Raw genomic sequence first — 21,641 nt, 5'->3', positions numbered from 1 at the left:
ATCATGATATCCAAAGCTTTAACCATAGCCGGCTCGGATAGCGGCGGCGGAGCAGGGATTCAGGCAGATCTAAAAACCTTTCAAGAACTTGCTGTATACGGTATGTCCGCACTAACAGCTGTGACAGCCCAGAACACATTAGGTGTTCAAGGCGTATTTCCGTTATCACTGCAAGCTATTACTCAGCAGCTTGATTCCATTGGGCTTGATCTGAAGCCCGATGCTGTGAAGACAGGGATGCTTTTTAACAGTGACATCATTCGAGTCGTAGCAGAGAAGGTTCAGCAATACGGCTGGCGTAATCTTGTAGTTGATCCAGTCATGGTTGCTAAAGGCGGCTCTACGCTATTACAACAAGAAGCTGTCCAGTCCTTAATCAAACATCTTCTCCCGCTAGCCTTAGTGACGACGCCTAATATTCCAGAGGCTGAAATGATTACTAACATGAGCATCACTACAATCGACGATCGTAAAGAAGCGGCCACAATCATCCATGCCATGGGCTCTAGTTATGTAGTGCTAAAAGGTGGGCATGATACCGCAACTAAAGCTGTTGTAGATCTCCTATATGATGGTCACGAGTTCATCTTTATGGAGAGTGAACGAATTCAGACCAGGCACACACATGGTACAGGCTGTACTTATTCAGCAGCAGTTACTGCCGAGCTTGCTAAGGGTAAATCTGTTCCTGAAGCTATAAACATAGCAAAGGCTTTTATACAAGCAGCGATTGAAGACGAGCTGGGCATAGGGGTTGGACATGGTCCGACGAATCATTTTGCTTATCAGAATAGATTGCGAGGGATGAACCTTGAAGCGAATAGACAGTGATCAACTACGGGATTTATTAAAAATCTATTTCATTATGGGTAGCGTGAATTGTCAGATAGCCCCAGCCAAAGTACTAAAAGAAGCCGTCGCTGGAGGCATAACGATGTTTCAATTTCGTGAAAAAGGTACCGGGGCATTAACTGCTCAAGTTAAATTTAATTTAGGAAGACGGCTCCAAAAAATATGTCGTACTAACGGAGTTCCTTTTATCGTTAATGACGATATTGATCTAGCCATCGCCCTTGATGCGGACGGCATTCATGTAGGACAAGAGGACACCCCTGCCCTAGCGATTAGGCAACTGCTTGGAGAAGATAAGATCATTGGTGTGTCCGCTCATTCGCTCAGCGAAGCGCAGCAGGCCATAGCAGATGGAGCCGATTATCTAGGCATTGGACCTATTTATCCTACCTCTTCCAAAGACGATGCCCAAGCTGTTCGAGGCACATTAGTTATTGAGGAAATAAGAAACAGCGGCATTACGATTCCTTTGGTCGGTATAGGAGGCATCACGGAGCACAATGCAGCTCCGGTATTAGCTGCAGGTGCGGACGGTATCTCCGTGATCTCAGCGATTGCAGGCGCTGAAGACATCGCCTTAGCAGCCAGAGGATTTGTTCACGAAGTTAATTTAAGCGGGACATAAGCTCACTTAGCTCTTCTCCGCTCAAAGGACGCCACTGTCCTCGCTCCAAACCATCAATCGTTATATTCATAATTCTTATTCGCTCTAGTTTAAGTACTCTATATCCTAACTCCTTGCACATTCTGCGTATTTGCAGATTAAGGCCTTGAGTTAGGATAATTCTAAACTGACATTCCGCGATCCGAAAGACCTCGCAAGGTTTAGTTGTAACGCCAAGAATGTCCACACCACTAGACATTGCATTTACGAATTCTGGCGTTATCGGCTTGTCAACATGAACTACATACTCTTTTTCGTGTCCATTCTCGGAACGCATCATTTTGTTTACGATATCTCCATCGTTGGTTAACAGAATGAGGCCTTCCGAGTTTTTATCTAATCTCCCGATCGCAAAAATCCTTGAAGGATATCCTACAAAATCTATAATATTCCCTTCTACATTTGGGGCAGCTGTACAGGTGATACCGATCGGCTTGTTCAGAGCGAGATATACCGGCTCCCCTTTGCTGGTTGTTATGGGCTCTCCATCAATCCATACGATGTCTTCTGGCTCTATAAGAATATTTGCCTCACAGACGACGCCATTCACACTGATCCGGCCTGCAGCAATTAATCGTTTCGTTTCCCTTCTGGAACAGAAGCCTGTTTCGCTTATATATTTATCAATTCTCACTAATGATCCTACTTTCCATCTGATACTGACACTTGCTTATATCCATAAAAAAACACCTGATTTTAACGATCAAAATCAGATGTTAACTTTCAGGAATAACCTAGTTTAAGGGAGCTATTTCGTGCTTCCACTTTTTTTCACGTTATTGCCCTTGCTTCCATTTGCATCTTTAGCGCCTGGACCCGTGGTTGGGGCACCTTTTGCAGGTTTAACTGGTTTTGCTGTTTTGTTCCAGCGTGTCCAGCCCTTACTCCCCGTACCTCTGCCCGTGCCGCCACCTTTACTTTTTGCACCCATCATATCACTCCGTCAGTCATTCAGAATTCGTATAGTTTATACACTTAACCTATCTTACCACACTCTTCTTGTTTCTGTTTAAGCATCTTTATTCATTTCATAAATACTAAAGGTATCTTCGTGTATTTCAATGGCAATTACGGTATCCTCTTTTTCGAAAAATTGCACATGCCCCAAACGCTTATCCTTCAACTCCACCCACCCTGAATCCCTTAATTTATTGAAATAGCTTTCAGGTGGATACATACCTAGTTCTCCCCCTATATTTTTCAATTCATACTTTACTCCTATTTTTATATTGGGGTTATTGGAAGTTGTCGTCACTTCGATTTCTTTAGCATTTATCGGAATAGGAATCCCCTCATTAATGGAAGACACTCCATACTCTTGTACTTCTTGAGTTGATGATGTGCATCCGCTATTGAATAGTATTAACGGTAATAATATAAAAGCTAATAAATATTTATACAAATATATCAGCTCCTTCCTAACTTATTTCACCAAATGCGTTCAATAAAAAACACCCCACCAAAGACTAAGGGACTGACCCCATAACGTGAGACAAATCAAAACACCTTCAAGAGAATGGAACCTTGTCGTAAGATAAGGAGATCATCTTGGAGGTGTTTTTGCATTGGCAACCAGAGTAAGTTATCCCGTGGAAATAAAGATGAAAGCTATAGAAATGAGATTAGCAGGAGTACCTGTGAAAGAGGTTATGGAGCAGCTCGGAATACGGAATAAGACACAGCTAAAGACATGGATGAGATGGAATCGAAATGGTGAACGACATCGTTTGGAGCAGCCGGTGGGTAAACAGTACAGCTATGGCAAAGGTCCGGAGGACTCTTCGGAACTCGAAAAAGTAAAGGCAGAGAACCGATTCTTAAAACAACAATTAGATCTGCTAAAAAAGTACGAGGAGTTGGAGAGGAGGTGGAACCAGAGGCCGTTATTGCCTGGATTGAATCCATTCGAAACGAAGTGACGGTGTCTGAGGCTTGTAGATGGCTCGGAATCGCAAGAACGACTTACTACCGCTGGAAAGCAGCTGTGGGGACAAAGCATACAGACAAACTGGTGGAGAAAATCCGGGAGCTTTGCATCCGTCATAAATTCCGCTATGGGTACCGGAAAATCACGGCGCTCCTTCGGATAGAGCAGAGTATAAATCATAAGCGAGTCCAGCGGATCATGCAGTGTGAGGGGCTTCAGTGCCGCGTGAGGATGAAAAAACGAAAGGTGACTGGGCAATCTGTACACTCCTTTGAAAATCTGCTCAAGCGACAGTTTCATGCAGAAGCACCTCTGCAAAAACTCGTCACGGACATTACCTATTTGCCATTTGGCGGGAAGATGTTGTACTTCTCCAGCATTCTAGACTTGTACAATGGTGAGATTGTGGCTTACAGTATAGCAGATAAACAAGATACCTCTTTGGTGTTGGATACATTAAATCAACTTCCAAAGCAGAAAAAGATGTTGTTGCATAGCGACCAGGGCAGCGTGTATACGTCCTTTGCGTACCAGGAAGCTGTAAAAGGAAAAGGCATTACCATGAGCATGTCCCGTAAAGGAACGCCCGCTGATAATGCCCCCATTGAATCGTTTCATTCCACTCTAAAGTCTGAAACGTTCTACCTCGAAGATCTCACATCTACAACGACTGCAATCGTTGTAAAGACCATTCGAGACTACATCATTTACTATAACTCAATTCGAATTCAAGCGAAACTAAATAACCAGTCACCGATGGATTTCCGGCGACTGGCTACTTAAACTTGTAAGGTGTTTTGATCCCTGTCTCACAAACGGGGGTCAGTCCCCTAAGCTTTGATGAGGTGTCTATTTCAGAACCGTTTTAGAGCCTGTATATCTTATTTAGGCTGAATATAACCTTCTGCCTTCAGAAGCTCAGCGATCAATACAGCCCCGCCAGCAGCTCCGCGCAAGGTGTTATGGGAGAGACCTACGAACTTGTAATCATAGATGGCATCTTCCCGAAGTCTGCCTGTTGATACGCCCATTCCGTTCTCGATATCACGATCCAGTTTGGTCTGAGGACGGTTCTCCTCTTCGAAATAGGTAATGAACTGTTTAGGTGCGCTAGGCAGCTCAAGCTCTTGAGGGCGTCCTTTGAAGCTATTCCAGAGGTTCAGAATCTCTTCTTTAGATGGTTTCTTCTCAAAAGAAACAAATACAGCAGCCATATGACCATCGGCTACAGGCACACGGATACACTGCGAAGTAATGGTTGGCGCTTCACTTTTTACGATGCCTTCCTCTTGAACACTTCCCCAGATCCGTAAAGGTTCCTGCTCGCTCTTCTCTTCCTCCCCACCAATATAAGGAATCACGTTGTCCAGCATTTCCGGCCAGTCAGCAAAAGTCTTACCTGCACCGGAAATCGCTTGGTAGGTTGTAACGACAACTTTAGAAGGGTTGAATTCTTTAAGTGCATGTAGTGCAGGCACATAACTTTGAATGGAGCAGTTAGGTTTAACAGCAATGAACCCGGTCTCTGTTCCCAAACGTTTTCTTTGCTGCGCTATAACCTCAAGATGCTCCGGGTTAATTTCAGGAATAACCATAGGCACGTCAGGTGTCCAGCGATGCGCTGAGTTATTAGAGATTACTGGAGTACCCGTACGAGCATAAGCCTCCTCGAGCGCTTTAATCTCCTCTTTCTTCATGTCTACTGCGCAAAAGATCAAATCCACGTCCGCAGCTACTTCTTCTACCTTAGAAGCATCTTGGACCATAATATTCTTCACGTTCTCAGGCATTGGTGTAGATAGCTTCCATCTGCCCTTGGCCGATTCTTCATACGTTTTCCCAGCAGATCTCGCACTGGCAGCAATCGCAGTTACTTCAAACCAAGGATGATTCTCTAGAAGGGCAATAAAACGCTGACCTACCATTCCTGTGCCGCCAACTATGCCGGCTCTTAGCTTTCTTGACATCAGAAAATACACTTCCTTTTGATTAACTGTCCTATTAGTGAATAATAGGCCGATAATTAATGATATACGGCTGGAGAACATTTGGCGAGTGTTAACATCAAAATAACATTAAAAAATTTAAGATATTCATTTAAACCAGCCTTTTTCCTTAAATCGAGTGATCGCTTCAATCCGATTCCCAACGTCTAGCTTATCAAGAATAACCGAAATGTAATTCCGTACTGTACCGGTGGTAATGTACAGCTCGCTGGCAATTTCTTTCGTATTTTTACCATCAGCGATCAGTCCGAGCACTTCCTTCTCCCGCTGAGTCAATGGATTCACTTCACCGCTGTAAGCTTCATCCATCAGCTCTGGTGCATACATACGTCTGCCTGCCATTACATTCCGGATAGAAAGGGCCAGCTCTTCACTAGGGCTGTCCTTCAGTAAATAAGCGTGAACCCCCGCCTTGAGCGCACGTTCGAAATATCCCGCCCGAGCAAAGGTCGTTAATATCATCGTTTTGCAGCCGCTATTCTTCAGGGCTTCTGCAGCGTCAAGACCGCTCATCGCCGGCATCTCAATATCCATAATACAGATATCCGGTTTAAGCTGCTGAACCATAGCTACAGCTTCTTCCCCATTGCTTGCTCGGCCTACGACCTTCATATCCTCTTCTAAGTCGAGTAAAGAAGCCAGCGCCCCAAGGAGCATTCGTTGATCCTCAGCGATTACAATTTTAATCATTATAGGATGACCTCCTGTTCCTGATGTTTGAATGCATTGGGTACTTTAATTACAATTGTAGTCCCGCTATCTCTCACGATGTCCATACAGCCATTTACGAATTCAAGACGCTCTCTCATGCCTTGCAGCCCATGACCTTTAAAATAAAGATCATTCCCAGGTATACCGGTCCCATCATCTTTCACTTTAATGACTAGATCCGTCCGTGAGGGTTTAATCAGAATAGAGCAAGACTTTGCCCCACTGTGCTTCACAACATTTGTGACAGCTTCCTTTATACACATGCTGAGGACATTCTCCGTAATCAATGAGGTGTTTGTTAGCTTCGGATTCCCCTCCAAAATAAAATCAATCTCAGCAGCTGCAAGAAACTGCTGAATATGAATAAGTTCATCTTCAAGCCGAATGCCTCGCATTCGCGTAACCATTTCCCGAACCTCTTTCAGCGCACTTCTCGCTGTCTGTCGTACATCATCAATCTCAGCTTTAGCTTGCGTAGGATTTGAATCAATTAGCTTCCCCGCCAAGTCACTCTTAAGACCAATTAAAGAGAGCTTCTGACCTAAAGTATCATGAAGATCCCGCGAAATCCGTTGGCGTTCTTCAATCTTAACGAGTTCGGAGATCCGCTTATTCGCATCTTCCAATTGATCTTGTAACTTACCTTGATTATTTCGGTTATAGGTACTAATTGGAAGTAGAATCACTGCAATCATACTTACAAGCACGAACGGAAGTTGACTAATAAACACTGAATTACGCGAAAGCAGCTCATAATTGATTGTAATGATAGTAGTTAACAGATGGATAGAATACAGCGTGAAGAAACCTACTCGATTCTGTATGTTCCCAATAAAAAAGGCTAGGAAAAGCGCAAAATACATATATCCGAACAAAAGCGTCATCGTTATAGACACTATAATTTGAACACTCGTCCAGAAATACACCAGCCAGCCTTTAGAAACAAAAGAAAGTACATAACATACAAAAAATACAGCAATCATCAAGATTCCCGAAACGACTTGATAGGTAGAGGAGGAGCGAAATATAAAATAAAACGGTAGAATGTAAAAAACGACCCATACATAAGGGGATAGACCTGTGCTTTTATGAAAAATATGATGCCACTTTTGCATGACCGCTCTCCTTTTTACCATACATTACTCTCCTTATTCTAGCACAAATTCAGTGAAAATCTGTTGATCCACTATCCTAAATAGAAAAAGATTAGAGCCACGAATGATTTCTCCGGCTCTAACCTTGCTCTGTACTCCTATTTTGTTCGAACCGATAGTTATTATTCGCCTTGGAGTCTAGTCTTATGAACTTGCAAGACTTCTGCTGCTACCTTAGGTTTGTTTAGTCTCGACTTCATCTGTTTAAAGCTGATAAAGCTCTTATTCTCTTCATCCCAAAGACGGAAGTGTAGAGCCTTCAGGCTAGAACTAAGTGTTATAGTCGTTGCTTTTTGCAATGGCGGCGTAGCATTATGTGCTTTTTCTAAATTATAGTTGGGTACCTTTGGACTTAAATGATGGACATGGTGGAACCCGATGTTCCCTGTAATCCATTGCAATAGCTTAGGTAGCTTGTAATATGAGCTTCCCTCTACTGCAGCCATAACATAACTCCACTCCGATTCATTCTCGAAGTAAGAATCCTCGAACTGATGCTGCACATAGAACAACCATATTCCGAGAAAGCCGGATACAAAAGCTATTGGCAATTGCACCATGATAAAGGCTTGCCAGCCGATCGCCCAAATAAGCAAAGCATAGAGCGCTGCAATAGATACATTTGTTAAATAAGTATTCATCCGTTCTTTACGTCTAGCGCCTTTAGCATTAAAGCGATACTGAATCATAAACACAGCAATAGGTCCAATTCCGAACATCACGATCGGATTACGGTAAATCCGGTAATACAGGCGTTTCCAGAATGAAGCTGCTTCATATTCGTCGACAGTCATAATCCATATATCACCGATCCCTCTTTTATCGAGGTTGCTGGAGCTGGCGTGATGAATGGAATGACTATGCTTCCACTGCCGATAGGGAACAAGCGTTAATACACCTGTGATCGTTCCGATAATGTCATTCGCTCTACGATTCTTAAAGAACGAACCATGTGTACAGTCATGGAAAATAATAAAAGTTCGAATTACAAATCCTGCTGCAGGAATGGCCAACAAAAGAGTAAGCCAGTAGGAAACGGATAAAGAGAAATAAGCTCCGCCCCATAACAGCACAAGTGGCCCTAAAGTATTAATGAGCTGTCTTATGCTCGCATTGCGGTCGTTTTTTTCGTAAGGGGCTACACTCTTTTTAAGACTGGAGAGCTGTGATGTCTGTTTTGTAGTCATCTTTTATCGTTTCCTCCTTGATGTGTCTGGCTAAGGATCTTTTCATCTAATCTCAGTATAGAAGATAAAGTGTCATCCTATAAGTCATAAACATCAAGTGAAGAGTATGATAAATGTCATACTTATGCCCTGAATTTCCCCCTTTTACTATATATCCATGTGCTTTTTCGTTAATTAACTTGCCTCGTATGCTCTTCTCGATATTCCGTAGGTGTCTGACCACTAGCTTTCTTAAAGACCTGAGTAAAATATCTTGGGTCCTGATAACCAACAAGCGGAGCGATTTGATACACCTTTACATTACTGCTCTGCAAAATATATTTCGCCTTCTCCATTCGACAGTGAGTCACATACTCCAAGAAGGTATAGCCTGTGAGTTGTTTGAATAAAGTACAAAAATGACTGACACTAAGATCGGCAAGCTCCGATACTTCTTCAATACTTAAATCCATATGGTAATTACTCTCGATGTAACGTTTCGTCTTCTCGATGGCGCTGCGTGTGTCATCTCGATTCACGGGTTTACTTCCTTGATCCAATCGCTCCACAAATTCTTCCTTCAGAGCAGATATCATTTCACTCAAGGTACCGAAATGGTGCAGCTTGCTTAGTAATCCATGTAAAGACCAATCCGAGTTTAGATTCAAATGTTCAAAATGCCTGTATAGCACAACAACCAACTCCACAAGAAGACGTTCTGCAATCTCTTTAGGAATGACTTGTGATTCAATATATAGTGCCATATCATCGAACAAAGATGACATTCGGTTTCTATTTAAAGTACGAATGCTCTCTATCAGGGAGGTCTCCAGCTCTTTAGGATACTTTACTTCTTTATTGCCTGGAAATGTTGTTTCCTCATCTATAAACACCCCGGCAAGACCAGAATAGAAACGTTGATACAGAGCCTTCGCAGCCAAAGGATATACCGTACTTAATTGATCAATACCTTGTGTACAGCGACTGATTCCTACAGAGCAGCTTAGCTTGGAATACCTTTTGATCCCAGAAATCAATTGTTCACCAAGTTCTCTTCTACTCGCGCTTAAAGATCCAGGAAAGAGCAATACCCACTCTCCGTTATGAAAAGGGATGACCGTAAGCACACCATGCTCCAGCGACCACTCTTCAACAATATTACGGATTGCAAACAGCCACAGTCGTTTTTCTTCCACACTCCACTGCCCGGTAAGCACAGAATAATCATCCAATTGAACAACCGCCATAAAATATCCGCTCTCAAGTTCGCTGTTCTCCAGCCATTTCAGGTGCTCCAGCGGCCTTGCATTTCCCAACGTGATTTCAGCAAACATCCGTTCACGAGCGAGCACCGACAGCATCTGCACGGAATGCATCATCTGATCGTTCTCTTTTTGCTCATCCAGCCTCGTTTTCGCTCGGTGAAGCATTTCAACCAGTTCGTCATGGTCGATGGGTTTCAGTAAATAATCAAAGGCTCCTTGACGCAAAGCTTCTCTCGCATATTCGAACTCCCCATACCCACTTATAAAGATAAATACCAGCTTAGAATTCCTTGGTAATACTTCCTTCATCAAAGTGATGCCGTCAATCACAGGCATGCGGATATCGCTGATTATAATATGCGGCGTAATTTCATCTATTAGACGGAGGGCTAATTCTCCATTTCGAGCCTCTCCCACAATTTCCATCTGCAGATCATCCCATGGAATAGCCACCTTAAGACTACGAAGAATAATCGGCTCATCATCTACGAGAAGTACTTTATATTTCTCTTGCATCTCATCCATTTCAGCACCTCCATGCTTATTGAACATTTGAGCTTTGGATCAGATTCCAGTATTGCATCGATGATCCCTGCACTTGCTTTAAGGCTTGATCCGCAGACATTTCTTCGTTAATCATTTTTTCGATGACACTTAGGAACGTTTTCTTAACCTCAGGTGATAACACGTTATCGTAAGGCACAAAGCTTTTGCGGTTCTCTTCCATCATATCCATCACTTGCGCGAATACCGGACCGGTCTTCTCCGGATCAAAAGCAATACGAATAGACGGAATTCTTAGTCCCTCATATACAATTCGAGTCTGAATTTCCTGTGTGTAAAAAGCCTTCAAAAGATCCAAAGCGGCTTCCCGTTTAGCTCCATTTAATTCGGAGGAAAGACCAATGCCTATGGTGTAGCCTCCCGCAATTGAAGGCTCCTCACCTTGCTTCAAGGCAGGAAATGGAATAACACCTACCTCGTTCTGAAAATCAGCTGGAGCCGCACTACCAGAAAATAAATTGATATCCCAGTTCCCGTTTAAATACATTGCAGCCTTGCCGCTTGTAAACAAACCGACTGCATTTTCTGTCGATAGATCATTAGACTGGGGACTAAAAGCACCCTCTTTTATCCATTGATCCAAATGCTCAAAAGCTTTTAAATAAGACTCATTCTGAAAGCTGGCTTGATCTTCACCTGTGATCAGCTTCTGGATCAATTCGGAGCCAGCATAACGATCCATTAGATAATGTGCAAAAATCCCGGCAGGCCAACGATCCTCGTTCCCGAGTGCAAACGGAATGTATCCTCCGTCTTTGAGCTTCAGTATGACATTATCGAGTTCTTGAAGCGTTGTAGGCGCCTCGAGACCAAGTTTGTTGAATATAGTTTTATTGAAGTATAGCGGTTCAGCATTCCCTTCGATGGGCAATCCATAAATATGGTTATTAAAGGTCCAAAGATGCAGATCCTTAAATTGATTGGTTAGACCGTTCTCTCGGACAAAATCAGTCAGATCAACCAGGCGATTAGAGCGCACATATGGTTCTATTTCTGCTCCGCCAAATAACACAAACATATCTGGTGGCGTGCCTGTAACCATCTCGCTTTTCAGCTTTTGCTCACGGTGTATCGTCTGGTCAAGTCCTTCAAAATTAACCTTCACATTCGGATGTGCAATTTGGTATTTATCCACAATCTCTTCAAAGATAGCCAGCAGTGGCCGATCATGCTCTTTGATCCAGAAATGACGGAAAGTGAGCGTTATTTTTTCTGGTGAATTATCTTCAATCGGTTCGTGATCTCCTAAAGTAATAAATAAAACAGCGCCAGTTATCAGCACTAGATAAATCCACATCCAGCCCCACTTCAACACCCATTTCATGTCAATCTCCCCCTATTTCCATCTGATGATCGATTATGGCAGTATTTTTGGAATTCGGATTCGAATCGTCGAACCAAATCCAGGGGAAGAACACACAAGTATACCGTATGGGCTGCCAAATCGGATATTCAGGCGTTCATGTACATTCTTAAGCCCTACACCGCTATCACTATATTTTTTATGTCCGCTTCCCTCGTTGTCCCATAGATTCATCATTTTCGCTAAGTCGAATCCCGGACCGTTATCTTTTACGATAATGATCATATCCGTACCCATTTCATAGGCTGTGATTTCAATGATTCCAGGGTCCTCCATCGGCTCAATCGCATGATACAATGCATTCTCTACAATGGGCTGAACGATCAGCTTTTGAGTCATAAACGTTCTAAGACCTTCCGAAAGATTTATAATGTATGAGAATTTATCTTCAAAACGGAACTTTTGAATATCCAGATAATGGCGAACATGCTCGAACTCCATTTGCAGCGGTATCAGCTCTTGATTCTGACTAATACTGATTCGCAGCAGCTTGCCGAGTGAAATGACCATTTTACTAATGTCTTTATTACCTTGCAGCACGGCCATCGAATTAATCGATTCTAGTGAATTATAAATAAAATGAGGATTAATTTGCGCCATTAATGCCTTCATTTCCGCTTCCTTTTTGCGTCCCTGCTCCGTCTGCACCTGCACAATCAACTCGTTGATCTGTGTACTCATCCGGTTAAAACCATCAATTAACAAATCACTTTCATCGTCCGCACGGTATCGTGTAGTGATAGGTGTAAAAATCCCCTGCTTCACCCGCTTCATCCCGTTGACCGCGCTGTTAATGCTATAAACGAGTCTTCTTACAAAATATCGGTCAAACAAAATAGCGGATAACAATGAAACCGTACCCAAAATTATCGCAATGTTACGAATCGATATAGATTCCGAAGAGATTAGATTCATCGGTGTAATCGCTGCCAAATACCAGTCTTTATTATGTGAAGGAAGGAAAGTGATGAGTGATTTTTCCCCCTGATAGTTGTCGATGTAATAGTTTTGTTCCTTGGCATAATCATTTTCTAAAAAAGGGAACTCGGTGCGCTGCCCAATATGTTCACCGGATTTGTTAAAAACGATATTCCCTAGCTTGTTCACTAGTAAAATATCACCCTTCTTCAGAGTTGCTGCTTCCCAAAAAATCTGATCCAGCAAATCAGGTTTAACATTAACGACTAAATAGCCTATATCTTCAAGAGAATAATAATCTTTAATCACTCTGGCTTGTACTAGTACCGGGTGACCGGATAATGCCGAACCATTCTCACCGGGGCCAGACCATACAGGGCGCCCCTCAGCGCTTTCCATCGCATTAAACCAACTCTGCTTCTTCATCTCCTCAAAAGACATCGGCGCATTGTATTGATAAAGCAGCCGATCTTTACTATATAAACTAAATGAAGTAATCATCGGATGATTAATGAGTAAATTGTTGAGTTCCTGCTTGCGGTCATAGGTGAGCACAAAGTTAGTCTGCTTAAGCGATTGTTGAATAACCGGTTGTGTGATCGCAGCATTTGTGATCGAGGAGATTTCACTAAGTGCGAATTTGAGCTTTCGATCTGTTTCGAGCAATGAAACCCAGTAGAAGTTACTTGATTTTTTCTCCATAGCGTTAGAGAAATTAACGTATGTTACGATCCCCATTAGTATCACCGGAATAAAGACGAGAAGAATAATAGCGAACAAGATTTTACGGCGGAGCTTCATGGTATTCCCCTTCCCCCAGCTGTCTCTGTCCTCTAGTATTCTTCACGAAACCGCCTATTCCCTTGTAAAGACAAAAAGTAAGATCAGCTCTTGATAGCTCCTGAAGTAAGACCCGCAATCACCCAGCGACTAAATAACAGGAATACGATCAGCAGCGGCAAGGTTGCCGTAAACGTAGCTGACATAATCATTCCATAATCCAGACCGTCGCGATTGGAGAATAACTGCTGGAGCGCGATTTGTATCGTAAAATGCTCTTGATTCTTTAACACAACCAATGGCCAAAAGAAATCATTCCATACGGTCATAAAATTCAGTATGCCTAGTGTAGCCATAGCTGGTGTAATGACTGGAATGGCAATGTTCCAGAAGATCCGGAAATGTCCCCCGCCATCGATCCGTCCAGCTTCGATCAGTTCCGTATGTACAGCTGTAGAAATGTACTGCCGCATCCAAAAAATCCCGAAGGCATTAACCATAGCCGGAACAATCAGCGCCTTGAAAGAGTCGATCCAGTGGAGCTTGGCCATAATTACGTAAGTAGGTAACACACCAAGCTGCTGGGGTACAAATAAAGTGGCAATTACAAAGTAGAACAGAATATTTTTAAACGGGAATTCATATTTAGCAAAAGCATAACCAGCCAGTGTACAGAAAAATACGACCGAGATGGTTACCATGGACGAGACGAATAATGAATTACCTAACGCTTGAAAGAAATCTGTTTTATCTAGTACCCGCTGGAAATTGTCAAAAAACTGGTTCCCAACCGTAAGCAAAGGTGGAACATGGAAGACTGCACCCCTATCATTTGTGCCAACCACAAACATCCAGTAAAAAGGAAAGATGGACACGAGCGCACCAAGAATCAGTAGGAGATAAAATCCAACTTTTCCGAAAATCCCAAGATCATCCGGATCTTTTTTAAATAGACGCACTGTACTCACGCTTTACCCCCTCCTGTATCTCCACCCATGCGGCTTGAGACCAGCATATTAAGGACAGAGAATATAATCGTGACCACAAATAGCAGAACTGCTGTAGCCGCCGCCGTACCGAAGAATCCATTACGGAATGCCTCGCTGTACAAATAAGTAACCATAGTAATACCTTCCTGACGAGTAGATCCCGTACCTGATTGCCCCAGGAATACATAAGGCTCAGTAAACAACTGCAACGCACCTATGGTCGACAGTAAAGTGACGAATACGATAAAAGGTTTCAGGAGTGGCATTGTAATGAAGGTGAATTGTTGTCTTCTGTTCGCCCCATCAATTCGAGCCGCTTCATATAGATCTGTAGGAATACTTTGAAGTCCTGATAGAAAAATAATGGCATTGTACCCTGTCCAGCGCCACATCACCATGGTTGAGATCGCGATTTTGACTCCCCACCAGCCAGAGTTGAAGGCCATACTATCAAGCCCTAGTCCGTTAAGTATCCAGTTGATCATTCCGTTGTTCCCAAACAACGTACTAAACACCAGGGTAACTGCAACGATAGACGTAATATTCGGCATGAAAAAGAGTACCCGGAATGTTTTCTTAAACCGAGTCATTCCTGAATTCAACAAAACGGCAATCAAAAGCGCCAATAGGATCTGTGGAACCGTTCCGAGCAGTCCCATTATTAAGGTGTTGCTAAAAGAAATCCAAAAGGTAGGATCACTTGTGACCAGTTCATAGTTTTTCATCCCTACGAATTTCATAGGGTTCAAGGCATCCCATTTAAAGAATGAGAGGTAGATCGTAAAGAAGATCGGATATAGTCCAAATATCGAGAACAGAATAAAAAAAGGAGAAATGAAAGTATACGCAGTGATGCGGCTCCTTCTTTGTTCAGTTAAAAACGGGCGTTTGCTCTCGGCATGCGGACTCGAGATAACAGGTTGTGCCATGTCACACCTCCAGGTAATCGAACGTATCAAGCAAAAACGTCTTCGGCGTCCTTATAAGGACGGTAAACGTTTAGTCCGAATTCACAGAGAATGCTGTTCTCCATGAATCCGGACCTTTCAGACATTGCACTCTTTCTGTTGGAAGTCTTAGCTGCGTTCAGCTAGTTTCTTCGCTTGTTTAACAGCTTCATCCCACTCTTTGGACGGATCAGCCTTTTTCTCCAACACGTTTTTCAGTGCATTTTTGAAAAAGGTATCGGTTTGGTCATGAAGTGGACCGTAGTACACAGGTTTTACACGATTAGCTGCTTTACCAAATTCAACTGCGGTTTGTTGACCACCGAAGAATTCATCCTTGAAATCTACGAATGCAGGATCTTCGTACAGGGCAGGAATGGAAGGCATCAGCCCTTTTGTCTTGAACGATTCCAGTTGATTATCTTTGTTATCCATCCAAGCGATGAAATCATAAGCTTCTTTCGAGTGTTTGCCTTCTTTAGGCAGTGTCAGGAACGAACCACCCCAGTTGCCGGCACCTTCAGGAAGCTGTGCGATTTTCCATTTTCCAGTAGTATCTGGAGCATTACTCTTAACATTTCCCGCCATCCAAGCCGGTCCCATGACGACTGCAAAAGATCCATCGTTCATTCCTTGGCCCCATTCTGGAGACCAAAGCATTAGATTGCTGATCCAACCTTCTTGGATACCTTTAACCGTAAAATCATAAGCTTTGCGAACTTGCGGGTTGGTGTCTCCGATAAAGCTGCCATCCGCTTTGCTGAAGTAGATTTCATCCGCGGATTGGTCACGCAATGCGTTAAAGGTAAGATCTGTAAGATCTACAAAAGGCTTACCTGTCTTTTCTTTAAATGCTTTGGCTACAGCAGCGAACTTGTCCCATGTATCAATGGCTCCGCCGAATCCTTCCGGGTCACTTGGTAATCCTGCTGCTTCCGCCAAATCTGTTCTGTAATAAACAACGGTCGGACCGATATCTGTAGGTAAACCCAACTGGAAGCTGCCATCTACGGAAGAGGCTTGTTTCCATTTCCAATCCAAATAGTTCGCTTGAATATCTTTAGCACCAAGATCATTCAGGTTATAGAATTTATCCTGTGCATTGATAAAACGCTCCATGAAACCGATTTCAAGTTGGAAAATATCAGGTGCTCCCGATCCAGCAGACAATGCAGTGGTCAAATTATTATGATGAGCCGTTTGGTCACCCGTATTTTGAACCTTGATCGTAACGTTAGGATGTTCCTTCGTGTACTCCTTCGCTAAATCCTCGTAGTTCACGTTTCCGAGTGTCCAGAAAGAGAGTTCGATTTTCTCAGCAGGCTCAGTACCCTCATCTTTTGTTGGTTCACTTGTGCTTGCTGCGTTGTTACCTGTATTTTGACTTGATGCGTTGTTCTCGGCGTTGTTGCCTCCGCATGCTGCCAGTGAACCTACGAGCATGATAGCGACTAACGAAAGCGCCAAGTGTTTTACTTTATTCATTCCCCTGTACCCCTTTCAAAGGTTTCTCTTACAAGATTTAGTCTACAGGGTTTATATTCTTTTTTTGAGGAGGCAAACTTCCGATTTATGGTGGAAATACTTCTGATTCAATAAAAAAGCCCTCATAAGAGGACTCAAAGTTCATTACCATAAAATTTGTTTTCCCCACCAGGGTAGGACATTGTTAAGAGACTACGAATGTGTCCGCTACAGCTAACAAACCACATCCAATAGAATGTGGTCTTAACATTTACTTCGTATCTTTGACCTCAGGTCCTCCTTAAATAAATATTTCATACAGACCTATGCCTACTAATAACAATCCACCGATAAGATCAGAATGTTTGCCTAGCCAAGTTTTGGACATTCGATTCCCGATTTTCATTCCGGCAGCAACAGTAATAAATGAAAAGGCACCTACTGAGATCGCTGTGAATGTTGCGTTCACGCCGCTGATCCCTGCTCCAAAGCCTGTAGCAATACAATTGATAGCCAGCGCCACACCCAACCACACCGATTCTTGCCATCTTAAAACGTGACGATAGCCAGTATCTGTAGAAGATGTGCTGAGGACATTACTCTCTATATCCATGCTTACACTTGAAGTTGGCTTCTTATACACAGCTCTAATGCTCCAGATTCCCATAAATAGAATCAAGCAGCCACCGACGGCATTGCCAAGTGCCTCCGAGAAATATTCTGATACATATTCTCCTGAAGTAATTGAAAGGAAGGTAGCCAGCATTGAAAGAACAGCAATGATCAGATTAGAAAGCGGTGTAATTCTTGTGGACCGTGCGCCAAAGGAAACGCCTATTCCTAAGTTATCCAAATTTGAAGCCAGACCAATAATAATGATCGAAAGCCAGTGCATATTTAAACCCCCTTAGTACAGTCATAACTATGTTATGTCTGAAGTGGGCGCATAGAATTTTGTCCAAATGTGTTACTCATAAATTGTTCATTATCATCACTTATATTGGATTTCTCTTGCTTCCACAGGTATACTATTTTTATTTCTAACTTCATTACATGATCAAAAGGAGTTTAATATCTATGCCGATTAACCGCCCGCTGTTTACAGACAGTGATTTCCAAGAAGCCGTTGACCGAAAATTACCTGTCCGAGTCTTTCAGGACGATCATTTGGTGAATTCAGGAGCAACCGTTGTCCGCTTCACTGATTTCGATGTCGTTATTCAGTCCAGAGTTAGTGATCTGACTTACTACTCCCGTAAGAGCTGCCAATTTTTTGAGGTTAGACCCTAAAAAAAGCCGGAATGCAGTGACCCTAAGATCACTGCATTCCGGCTTTTTTCAACAGACATATGTAGTAGCTTTTACTTAATAATTCTGTATTTGCCGTACACTTTCATTTTTTCATCCAAGACTTCCTGAAAACTCTGCTTCTTCTTATTAGATCTCTCTTGCTTAGGATTGACCACGGGCTGAGGTCTAAAAAACTGATGATTGTAAGCCATAAGATTATGTACCATCACATTCATTGAATTCCAACCTCCTTAGGTAATCATTTCCTGAGTTACTCGGAGTAACCACTACTACTTATTAAAAGTTAATTACCCAGCAACATATAGACCGAAACAAGTTTATCACATGTTCATATGAAAACAACCTCCAAGCTGTATAAAACAGCTGGAGGTTGTTAAATTCCTACTCATTTTCTCAACGCTGGGAAGGAAATCTAGCGTTCCCATTCCCTTTATTACTATGATCAACTTGACCTCTCATCAGTTCAAGCAAATATTCGGGATCAGAGTTCATATCTAACATTTTCAACGCATTTTTTGGAGCAAACCCTTCACTTACACTATGAGAGATCATGGCTAGCAGCGGATTAAAATAACCTCTAATATTCAGCAGTCCAATAGGCTTCTGATGAATCCCAATCTGCATCCAGCATAGGATCTCAAATAACTCATCAAAGGTTCCAAGACCACCCGGCAGGGCAATAAATGCATCGGCCATACCGCTCATTATCGCCTTACGTTCATGCATACTAGAAACCTCAATCAAATTCGTCAGCCCAGAATGCCTGATTTCATCTTTAAAAAGATCCACGGGCATGATACCGACGACTTCACCACCATTTGCCAACACTCCGTCCGCCACCTGTCCCATAAGGCCATTTCTTGAACCTCCGTAAACCAGCCTACATCCTTGTGCAGCTATATGATAACCCAATTCTCTAGCCATTTCCGTATATTCTGAGTTAAGACCTGGATTCGATCCGGCGAACACACATACTGTAAAAGCCATACCTATCACTCCAGACTGGTTATTATGGTTCAATACAGATTAATTCACTTATTGTACATCAATAAATTAAATAAAGTGTTAAATGAAAGTCATCTTTTTGTATGTAACGTTAATTGGTACAGTGTACTATTCCACTCAGCAGTAACACCTAGTGCCTTAGCCAAAGCTGCCGCTGGAACAAGTGAAGTGTAACTTACTTTAATGGCTCCCTCTTTAAAAGTGATTTTCTTTCCATCTTTCGAGAGCGTCATTTCTCCCTCCCATGAGAGTGTGTAGCCAAGACTTTCCGCCACTTCCCTAATCGGTACTTTTACACTTCCATCTATAAAAATAGCAGACTGTACGGAGTCGATTTTCTTCCCATCAACAATTACCGTAACAGGTTTCAAAATAAGAGATACAGTAAAAGGACGTGAATCAACAGCGCTAATTCCAAGTTGTCCGAACATATTCGTCCCCCAAGCCACGGCAGTTCCATCCTTCAAGACTGCATACTTACTATTCTCACCGCTAACAAAAGAAACCGGATTGTTCAAGCCTTTAATTTGCTTTGGCTGAGTGAAGACCCATTTGCTGTCGGTTACATAATTAGTACTCCATGTCCACACGGTGCCATCTTTCTTAACCGCTGCAAAGCCGCCTAAATCCAGCGTAAGTTTAGAGATCTGCTTTATGGCTGTGATCTTTTGTAGGCCGTGCATCAAGGTACCAGCTTCCCATACCCAGTATTCTCCTTTTTTATTAGCAACAAGATTGAATCCATTTTTCGTCTGAACGGATACAATATTCGAAAGACCTGGCATCTTTTTCATCGTGATTTCATTATAATTATTGCTGTCAATCGTTCCCCAGACGCTTCCACTCTCGGTTAAAGCCAGTATGCTGCGATCACTCATTGAAACGGACTTCACATGGTATAAATCCTTAACTGCGGTCGGTTTCTTCACCGCTTGTGTATTCTCTATTTGCGGGTTAGCGCTCCAAGTCCACAGGGTACCGTTAGTTCGAATCGCAGCTTGATAAATACTGTTCCCGATCCACTTTACCTCACTTAAGCCCTGCACCTTCGTGGCAGCAGGCAGCTCTGTGTACCCTACATCAGAAGCTACTGGAGGACTCCACTGGAGTACGCTACCATCCTTTTTCAAAGCTAAAGTATTGTATAGTCCTGAGGTTACACTAACTACATCTGTCATCCCCGAGATCACCTGAGGCAGCAAAACTTTGTGTTGTTTGGAGCTTGCCCCATTTCCAGCTTCCGCTGCACTCTTGTCCTGATAATCTCCCCAAGCCGTAACCGTTCCATCTTCCTTCAACGCTACAAAATAAGCCCCACCGATCTCTAGCTGCTTCGTATGTTCAAGCGCTGCTATACTGTGTGGAGTAATCGTCCATCCCTCTGGTCCTGCAGTTCCATTCGCAAACTGTCCAAACATATTACTTCCCCAGGCCCAAACGGTTCCGTCCTTTCCCAATGCAAAGGAGCTGCCACCCCAAAAACCAGGCGCGGCAACAATCTCCTTAATTCCGCTCAGCTTAGCAGATGATGGAGCTGCATTCGCTTGTGGAACTGAGACTGTAGCCATTAAAGCAGAACAAACAACCAAACTAAACAGCCGTATCTTCCTAGTAAATAAGTTCATCTTATTTTTCCCTTCTTATGATATTATTGTAATTATTATTCATCTTACACTAAGACGTTATAAAGCTGTTCAAAGTTGTATTATTTTTAAATCCCGGGATTCAGATTGGTTTGATTTATGTTATAATTACGCTGCTTTAGATCTACTCTTTTCAATCGCAATACCGGAACCAAATGATTATGGAGGGAAGTTATGCTTAAATTTATTGGTGTTTTACTGCTCTTCAGATTAGTGGGCAACCCTTTTCTGGCTATATTCATCCTGCTTCTTATCTTATATTTCTTGGATCGACGATATGTGGGCATCTTCCCCAGTATTACAAAGCCCTTCAAAAGAATGCGTCAAATTTCCAAGCTGCGTACAACCATTTCTTTGAATCCTAATGATGTCTCATCCAAATTTGATTTAGCACGGAGTTTGGCTGAACGTAAAAAATACAGGGAATCAAAGGATCTCCTACTCCAAATCGAGGACCGTTATGAACAATCTGCTGAATATTGGGTAGAGCTTGGACATGTGAATCTAAAGCTGGGCGCTTTGGAGGAAGGCGAGGCACAGATGCTTCGAGGTCTGGAGATCAACAGTAAGGCCCGATATGGACAGCCCTATCTTTGGTTAGCTGAAACTTTTCGCCATACGGACCATGATAAAGCATTACATTACGTTACTCAGTATCAAGAAATCCAGTCTTCTTCCTCTGAGGCGTATTATCTAGCCGGCTCTATGTATAAAGCACTTGGCAGATCAGAAGATGCGAAACGAGCGTTCGAAGAATCCACCGCTGTTTATCGTTCACTGCCGAAGTATAAAAAACGGCAAGAACGCGGTTGGGCGTTACGCAGCTTTTTCGCCAAGATGAAATAAACTTTAAAGGCTTCTTAACCTAAAAATACGGAAACCATTTCTAATGACCAGAAATGATTTCCGTTT

At 42.7% G+C, this 21,641-nt stretch carries 22 protein-coding genes; 5 read left to right on the top strand and 17 right to left on the bottom strand.

Annotation, left to right across the window (positions count from 1 at the left end):
- Positions 1-3 precede the first annotated feature (3 nt).
- Both thiD and thiE read left to right on the top strand, forming a co-directional pair.
- Positions 4-831 (top strand): bifunctional hydroxymethylpyrimidine kinase/phosphomethylpyrimidine kinase, encoded by an 828-nt coding sequence (thiD, locus tag ACN6MV_RS12805; protein WP_042127006.1) that lies wholly within the window; start codon positions 4-6, stop codon positions 829-831.
- Positions 821-1,477, top strand: coding sequence for a thiamine phosphate synthase (gene thiE / locus ACN6MV_RS12800; RefSeq protein WP_156114924.1), 657 nt, complete (start codon positions 821-823; stop codon positions 1,475-1,477). The genes thiD and thiE overlap by 11 nt, the downstream gene beginning before the upstream one ends.
- On the opposite strand, the gene ACN6MV_RS12795 is transcribed toward thiE, so the two are convergent.
- From ACN6MV_RS12795 to ACN6MV_RS12785, 3 genes are all read right to left on the bottom strand, one after another.
- On the bottom strand, positions 1,458-2,150 hold the full coding sequence (locus tag ACN6MV_RS12795) for a pseudouridine synthase (RefSeq protein ID WP_076117556.1): 693 nt from the start codon (positions 2,148-2,150) through the stop codon (positions 1,458-1,460). The two genes, thiE and ACN6MV_RS12795, sit on opposite strands and share 20 nt — an antisense overlap.
- Before the next feature lie 114 nt (positions 2,151-2,264).
- Positions 2,265-2,447 (bottom strand): DUF3934 family protein, encoded by a 183-nt coding sequence (locus ACN6MV_RS12790; RefSeq protein WP_042127002.1) that lies wholly within the window; start codon positions 2,445-2,447, stop codon positions 2,265-2,267.
- 78 nt (positions 2,448-2,525) lie between these two features.
- Complete coding sequence (locus ACN6MV_RS12785; RefSeq protein ID WP_042126999.1) at positions 2,526-2,918, bottom strand: hypothetical protein; 393 nt, start codon at positions 2,916-2,918, stop codon at positions 2,526-2,528.
- Positions 2,919-3,081: 163 nt separating this feature from the next.
- Here ACN6MV_RS12785 and ACN6MV_RS12780 point away from each other — a divergent pair.
- Positions 3,082-4,226 (top strand): IS3 family transposase gene (locus ACN6MV_RS12780; RefSeq protein WP_156114702.1). Its coding sequence is split into 2 segments (ribosomal slippage): positions 3,082-3,370 and positions 3,370-4,226, totalling 1,146 coding nucleotides; the frame shifts between segments, so codons are not numbered across the junction.
- A 98-nt stretch (positions 4,227-4,324) separates the two neighbouring features.
- Here ACN6MV_RS12780 and asd read toward each other — a convergent pair.
- From asd to ACN6MV_RS12725, 11 genes are all read right to left on the bottom strand, one after another.
- Complete coding sequence (gene asd, locus ACN6MV_RS12775) at positions 4,325-5,410, bottom strand: aspartate-semialdehyde dehydrogenase (RefSeq protein WP_042126997.1); 1,086 nt, start codon at positions 5,408-5,410, stop codon at positions 4,325-4,327.
- A 126-nt stretch (positions 5,411-5,536) separates the two neighbouring features.
- Positions 5,537-6,139: a response regulator transcription factor gene (locus tag ACN6MV_RS12770; RefSeq protein ID WP_042126995.1), complete on the bottom strand. Its 603-nt coding sequence runs from the start codon at positions 6,137-6,139 to the stop codon at positions 5,537-5,539.
- A complete protein-coding gene (locus ACN6MV_RS12765) occupies positions 6,139-7,275 on the bottom strand; it encodes a sensor histidine kinase (RefSeq protein ID WP_042126993.1) in 1,137 nt (378 codons plus the stop codon). The genes ACN6MV_RS12770 and ACN6MV_RS12765 overlap by 1 nt, the downstream gene beginning before the upstream one ends.
- 161 nt (positions 7,276-7,436) lie before the next feature.
- Entirely contained in the window at positions 7,437-8,501 is a 1,065-nt protein-coding gene (locus ACN6MV_RS12760) for a fatty acid desaturase (RefSeq protein ID WP_042126991.1), read from the bottom strand.
- Positions 8,502-8,671: 170 nt separating this feature from the next.
- Entirely contained in the window at positions 8,672-10,270 is a 1,599-nt protein-coding gene (locus ACN6MV_RS12755) for a response regulator (protein ID WP_419886487.1), read from the bottom strand.
- 16 nt (positions 10,271-10,286) lie between these two features.
- Positions 10,287-11,633 (bottom strand): ABC transporter substrate-binding protein, encoded by a 1,347-nt coding sequence (locus tag ACN6MV_RS12750; protein WP_419886486.1) that lies wholly within the window; start codon positions 11,631-11,633, stop codon positions 10,287-10,289.
- A 33-nt stretch (positions 11,634-11,666) separates the two neighbouring features.
- Positions 11,667-13,391, bottom strand: a complete 1,725-nt coding sequence (locus ACN6MV_RS12745) for a cache domain-containing sensor histidine kinase (RefSeq protein ID WP_419886485.1) — start codon at positions 13,389-13,391, stop codon at positions 11,667-11,669.
- Positions 13,392-13,474: 83 nt separating this feature from the next.
- A complete protein-coding gene (locus tag ACN6MV_RS12740) occupies positions 13,475-14,338 on the bottom strand; it encodes a carbohydrate ABC transporter permease (RefSeq protein WP_341112314.1) in 864 nt (287 codons plus the stop codon).
- Positions 14,335-15,288, bottom strand: a complete 954-nt coding sequence (locus ACN6MV_RS12735; RefSeq protein WP_341112313.1) for a carbohydrate ABC transporter permease — start codon at positions 15,286-15,288, stop codon at positions 14,335-14,337. The genes ACN6MV_RS12740 and ACN6MV_RS12735 overlap by 4 nt, the downstream gene beginning before the upstream one ends.
- Before the next feature lie 147 nt (positions 15,289-15,435).
- Positions 15,436-16,791, bottom strand: a complete 1,356-nt coding sequence (locus ACN6MV_RS12730) for an ABC transporter substrate-binding protein (protein ID WP_419886484.1) — start codon at positions 16,789-16,791, stop codon at positions 15,436-15,438.
- 280 nt (positions 16,792-17,071) lie between these two features.
- Entirely contained in the window at positions 17,072-17,665 is a 594-nt protein-coding gene (locus tag ACN6MV_RS12725; protein ID WP_419886483.1) for a manganese efflux pump, read from the bottom strand.
- A gap of 182 nt (positions 17,666-17,847) precedes the next feature.
- Here ACN6MV_RS12725 and ACN6MV_RS12720 point away from each other — a divergent pair, with 182 nt between their 5' ends.
- Positions 17,848-18,060 (top strand): hypothetical protein, encoded by a 213-nt coding sequence (locus tag ACN6MV_RS12720; protein WP_042126976.1) that lies wholly within the window; start codon positions 17,848-17,850, stop codon positions 18,058-18,060.
- 71 nt (positions 18,061-18,131) lie between these two features.
- On the opposite strand, the gene ACN6MV_RS12715 is transcribed toward ACN6MV_RS12720, so the two are convergent.
- The 3 genes from ACN6MV_RS12715 to ACN6MV_RS12705 all read right to left on the bottom strand — a co-directional run bounded on the left by ACN6MV_RS12715 (position 18,132) and on the right by ACN6MV_RS12705 (position 20,711).
- Complete coding sequence (locus ACN6MV_RS12715; protein WP_170880233.1) at positions 18,132-18,296, bottom strand: hypothetical protein; 165 nt, start codon at positions 18,294-18,296, stop codon at positions 18,132-18,134.
- A gap of 178 nt (positions 18,297-18,474) precedes the next feature.
- The gene (locus ACN6MV_RS12710; RefSeq protein ID WP_076117567.1) at positions 18,475-19,068 is read right to left on the bottom strand and encodes a TIGR00730 family Rossman fold protein; all 594 of its coding nucleotides are present in this window, start codon (positions 19,066-19,068) and stop codon (positions 18,475-18,477) included.
- 89 nt (positions 19,069-19,157) lie between these two features.
- Positions 19,158-20,711, bottom strand: a complete 1,554-nt coding sequence (locus ACN6MV_RS12705) for a stalk domain-containing protein (protein WP_419886482.1) — start codon at positions 20,709-20,711, stop codon at positions 19,158-19,160.
- Between the two features lie 192 nt (positions 20,712-20,903).
- Between ACN6MV_RS12705 and ACN6MV_RS12700 the strand changes: the two genes are divergently transcribed.
- Entirely contained in the window at positions 20,904-21,575 is a 672-nt protein-coding gene (locus ACN6MV_RS12700) for a tetratricopeptide repeat protein (RefSeq protein WP_042126970.1), read from the top strand.
- The last annotated feature ends 66 nt before the right edge of the window (positions 21,576-21,641 follow it).

Origin of the sequence: Paenibacillus sp. B-A-8 (assembly GCF_048572915.1) — a bacterium.
Taxonomy (GTDB): Bacteria; Bacillota; Bacilli; order Paenibacillales; family Paenibacillaceae; genus Paenibacillus_AQ.
Note: the sequence above shows the minus strand (reverse complement) of the source record. Positions and strands in the feature narration are given on the sequence as shown.